The organism is Mucilaginibacter sp. P4_E8, from assembly GCF_056401495.1.
Genome location: NZ_JBFUJG010000234.1, coordinates 1 through 5,010 on the forward strand (window position 1 = coordinate 1; position 5,010 = coordinate 5,010).

General features: G+C 41.0%; 3 protein-coding genes. 1 reads left to right on the forward strand and 2 read right to left on the reverse strand.

The genetic code is table 11. The annotated features are described in order from the left end of the window. Window positions 1–313: carboxylesterase family protein (locus tag AC1DRQ_RS29415; protein WP_477429372.1), on the forward strand; the 313-nt coding region annotated here is incomplete at its 5' end. Between the two features lie 109 nt (window positions 314–422). Here AC1DRQ_RS29415 and AC1DRQ_RS29420 read toward each other — a convergent pair. Beyond that, the gene (locus AC1DRQ_RS29420; RefSeq protein WP_477429374.1) at window positions 423–1,919 is read right to left on the reverse strand and encodes a SusD/RagB family nutrient-binding outer membrane lipoprotein; all 1,497 of its coding nucleotides are present in this window, start codon (window positions 1,917–1,919) and stop codon (window positions 423–425) included. A 19-nt stretch (window positions 1,920–1,938) separates the two neighbouring features. Further along, the coding region (locus tag AC1DRQ_RS29425; protein WP_477429376.1) for a SusC/RagA family TonB-linked outer membrane protein at window positions 1,939–5,010 on the reverse strand (3,072 nt) is incomplete at its 5' end.

Genomic DNA, 5,010 nt, shown 5'->3' on the forward strand with positions numbered 1-5,010 from the left:
ATCAAGAGGCGGGTATGGCTCGTGGCATTTTATATGTACGCGTCCGGATATGTTTGCTGCCGCGATACCTGTTTGCGGAGGAGATGACCCTAAACTTGCCTCAAGAATTGTTAATGTAGCTGTATGGGCGTTCCACGGTACCCAGGACAAGAACGTTCCTGTTAGCAACTCAAGGGATATGATCAAGGCCATGAAAAAAGCTGGAGGCAATCCAAAATATACGGAGTTTCAACATGAAGGACATAACATTTGGTACCAGGTTAGTATTACACCGGGTTTATGGGATTGGCTTTTTGCCCAGAAACGGGAGTAATAAAACTACTATTGCCAGTTTTTAATAACGCACAAAACATAGAATAACAAAAAAGCAAAGCCGCCTTTATTGGGCGGCTTTGCTTTTATACCTATATTATATAGTATAATTATTTTTTATCCCAGTAAACCCTGGTATTCAAAGCGTCTGGACCCTGACGGGCAATAACTGTATTGTAATTAGCTTTATTCTGGTCAAGCTCGGTTTGAGGATATTGTTGCCTGCGTGGGATCATCTGGCCAGGGCTTAGTGAGCCCGGAACCGGGTCAAGGAGCTTAGGTAATCCTGTTCTGCGATATTCAGCCCAGGTTTCCCATCCGTTGCCTAAGAAACCGGCAATCCACTTTTGCAACATGATTTGGTCCATAGCCGTGCTTGCAGAGAACTTTATCGTAGCTTGCGCCGTATAAGCGGCTGCATCAGTAGCGCTAACACCGTTTTGAGTTAAAGATGCATTTACACCTTGATCATAAAAACTGGCTGCAGCATTATCCCCACCAGGTATCCAGCCTAAATGGGCTGCTTCAGCCTGGGTAAATAATATCTGAGCGTAAGACGTCCATACCGAAGGAGAATTTTGATCTGAGACAGCCAAACCTATTTGTGATATGTTACCTGGTTTGCTCCTTGTACCTATTGAATAAGCAGTCAATGCATCAGCATAGGTGCCATAAGGTAAGCCTACGTAAGTATTTGAAGATGTTGGCGCGGCATAAACAGGTAATCGCGGATCATTTAAACTATGAAGCGTATTAACAACTAAACCACTAACCGCATAGTCGTAACGATTACGATAGTTGTTATAGTACGGATTCTCGTTGGTTTGCGCTGCCAGATATTTATAAGTGGCATTATCACCATTTGAGGTCATCAAACCACCCGCAACGGCTTTTGCAAACTCCGCACGACCAGTAGTAGGATCAACTTTAGAAAGTCTTAATGCCATGATCGCGTGTAATGAATTGGCCCAGCGTTTCCACTTTCCACTATCGCCACCAAACAAAATATCGGCAGTTGCATCTAAATTACCTTTGTCATCAAATTGCTGCTGAGCCTCGTCAAGCTCTTTCATCAAAGCTGCATATACATCTTTTTGGGCATCAAAAGCTGGTGAAAAATTAGCCGCGCCGTTTAATGCCTGGGTGTATGGTATATCCCCCCATCTGTCGGTCATGGTTAGATATACAAAAGCGCTAAGGATACGTGCAGCCGCAATCTGATTATTGTTTGAACCAAATCTGGTAACAATAGATTGACTTTTCTTTACAGGATCGGTATTAACTGTAATTACTGTTTTCAAATCAGTTAAAGGCCCGGTATAATAACCCTGATAATCGTATTGCTTTAATGAGAATAATGATTCATTGGTATACTGGGTTTCGGCCAGGTATTGCGAATATAATTCGCCGGCAAATGAATTAATATTAGTAGTTGCTCCTGCACCGTTTATACCACCAATAGCCTGTAATGCACTGGTGAGCATAAAACCAGAAACCGCGCTCGGCGACTGATTAGGGCTTACATTCACATCCCCCCCTACTTTACAAGAGGATAATATTATAATACCAGCCCCTACTATATACTTACTTATATATGATTTTTTCATGATTTTTTCTTTTGGACAATTAGAATGTTAGCTTAATGTTAAACCCTAAGTTTCTGGTATTAGGTAACTGACCACCTTCATAAAAAGATGTTTGCAGTTGTGAAGGATCAACACCCTTAACTTTTGAATAGATCATCCAGGGGTTTTGGGTAGTTATACCAAAATAAGCTGTTTGAAAAGGTAATCTGCCCAGCATCTTTTTAGGGAATGAATATCCAATGCTAACTTCTCTTAATTTTACATAAGTAGCGTCAAAAGTGTATTTCTCCCAAATCTGGCTGTAAGCAGATTCGTAAAGCTGACGGGTGTCAACATAGGTTGTATTAACAGAACCATCTTCGTGCACACCCTGAACCAGCGTACCACCACCTTGTGCTACCGGGTTACGTTTTGGATTGCCTTTGGCATTGTTACCTACGGTTTCAATACCTAAGCCAGATCCGTTAAGATTTTGTTCGGTAATTGAAACAAATTTGCCTCCTTTTTGAAAGTCGAGGGAAAAAGCAAGTATTACATTTTTGTAATTAAACGAGTTGGTAAAACCGCCGGTATAGCTTGGCAGCATACTGCCTAAATTAACCGTGTTATTGATAATTGGCATACCAGTTGCATCAACAACTATATTACCGCTTTTATCGCGGGTAAAGCCTGAGCCTATTAACTGGCCATAAGACTGACCAACTACGCCGTTAACGCTAAAGCTTGGTGACCCAACAAAGCCAAAGCTTTTTGCACCTACAGCCTGGTTACCCTGTGATAAGCCATAACCCCCAAGTCCGTCAGGAGATACTTGTAAAGTATTAACACCAGGATAGATCGAGATAACCTTATTATGGTTAAATGAAATGTTGAAATCAGCATTCCAGGTAAAATCCTGTGATTTTACAGGTGTACCACCCAAACTTATTTCAATACCGTTGTTTTTAATAGCGCCGGCATTAACTATCGCGGTTGAATAACCAGATGTTCCATTAACAGGTAATGATAATATTTGATCTTTTGTATTTCTGGTATAATAGTTAAAATCAAACCTGATCCTGTCTTTGATAAAATGCAACTCGGTACCTACTTCATAAGCAGTAGAAAGGGATGGTTTTAAGCTTGGGTTAAACAAGGTATTAGGTACTGTTTGCACCGGCGAACCACCATAAGGAGTTGTGCTTGTAGTATATGTCTGGTAGATCTGGTAGATAGGAGCATCTGAACCTGTTTTGGCAGCAGAAACTCTTAACTTACCAAAAGTAAGTATGTCATTTTTAGGCATTAATTCAGTGAAAACAAATGAACCTGAAAGACCGCCATACCAGTATGAATTATTTTGTACCGGTAATGTAGAAGAATTATCATTACGCAAGTTAAAATCAAGGTATAAGAAATCCTTATAGCCAAATGAGGTATAACCGTAGTAGCTATTCACTCGTTTTAAACCATTGTAGCTAAATGCTGTAGCCGGGTCAACAGAGTTACTCAGGGTATACAGGCCAGGAATAGCTAAACCACCATTAGTATTACCACTGGTAAAACGATAGCGATCCTGCAGGGTTTCTGCATACAAACCGGCTTTGAAAGATAGATCTTTAAAAGTGTGATTGTATGATAAACTTCCTACATAATCATTCTCTTTATACATGTACTGGCTCTGAGAGTATGAATCAGGGTTTAAAGTTCCTGAACCAACCTGCGAGTTGTCATCCCTGTTTAAAAGGTCTTCACGAGCTATAAATGACAAAGTCAGGTCTTTGGTAAAGCTATAAGAAGCTGTCAGGTTACCGAATACACGATTGCTGTTAGATTGATTGGTATTAACATAAACCTCAGTATATGGGTTATCCCAGTAGTGAGGGGTCAAATCGTCTGGTCCGGTGATATTCCATGAAGTGTAGGAGCCATCAGCTCTCCTGTAATTTTTTAACTGATCAATGTCAATATCCCTGTGGAACCACTGGCTGAAGGAACCTGCTGTTTGCTTTCCATAATCTTCCTGAGGAATATTGTTTGAATTGATTTGCGAAAAGTTAACATTGGCGCTTACTGTTAATTTCTTGGTTAACTTAAGTTCGCCGTTTAAACCCACATTGTTACGTTTTTGATCACTGTTTGGCGTGATACCTGTACGGTCAATATTGGTGTATGAAACCCTGAAGTTATAGTTATCGGCAGCTTTTGAAAACGCGGCGTTTGTATTGAAGGTTACACCTGTGTCATAAAAATCACGCACGTTATTTGGCTGAGGAACAAATGGTTTTAATTTACCATAGCCAGGGTTTGTTGGATCCCAGAAATACCATGGTGCGTATAAAGTGCCATCCATTTTAGGGCCCCAGCTTTCATCAACGCCATAGTTATAATATTTTACGCCATTAAAGTTTGCATTTGACGTAGGAGACACACCTGGCTGATAGGTATAGGTATTCCAATTTAAACTGGTACCACCACCATATTCGTTCTGATAATCAGGCAGCTGATAAACTTTTTCAAAAGTAGTTGACTGGTTAAAAGAAACACCAACACCTTTATCAGTACCTTTTTTAAGCGTGATAACAACAGCGCCCTCTGATGCGCGCTGGCCGTAAAGTGCTGTTGCCGCAGGGCCTTTTAAAACTGTAAGTGATTCAATATCATCGTTGTTTACCGCATTAGGGTCGGTAATAACACCGTTAACCACATAAATAGGGTTACCACCTGATAATGAGTTAACCCCACGGATACGGATAGTAGAAGTACCGAATTTTGCACCCGAACCACCCAATACCTGTACACCGGCTATTTTACCAGCCAGAGCTGTATTTAAGTCAGATTGTTTGGTAACGGTCAGGTCATCGCCTTTAACCTGCTGGGCCGCGTAACCCAATGATTTTTGCTGGCGCGAAATACCTAAGGCGGTAACAATTACCTCGTTTAAGCCATGAGCAGCTGGCTGCATCACAACGTTTAAGTTACTTTTGCCATCAATTAATGCATCCTGCGTATTATAGCCTATGAAGCTAAATACCAACGTTCCGTTAGCAGGCGCGGTTAAGGAATATTTACCATCGGCATTGGTTTGGGTACCTGTATTTGTCCCTTTTAATTTAACGGTTACGCCAGGGAG

Excerpts from the sequence above, each read along its gene's own strand:
- AC1DRQ_RS29420 (WP_477429374.1), bottom strand. The coding sequence starts at position 1,919 with ATGAAAAAATCATATATAAGTAAGTATATAGTAGGGGCTGGTATTATA.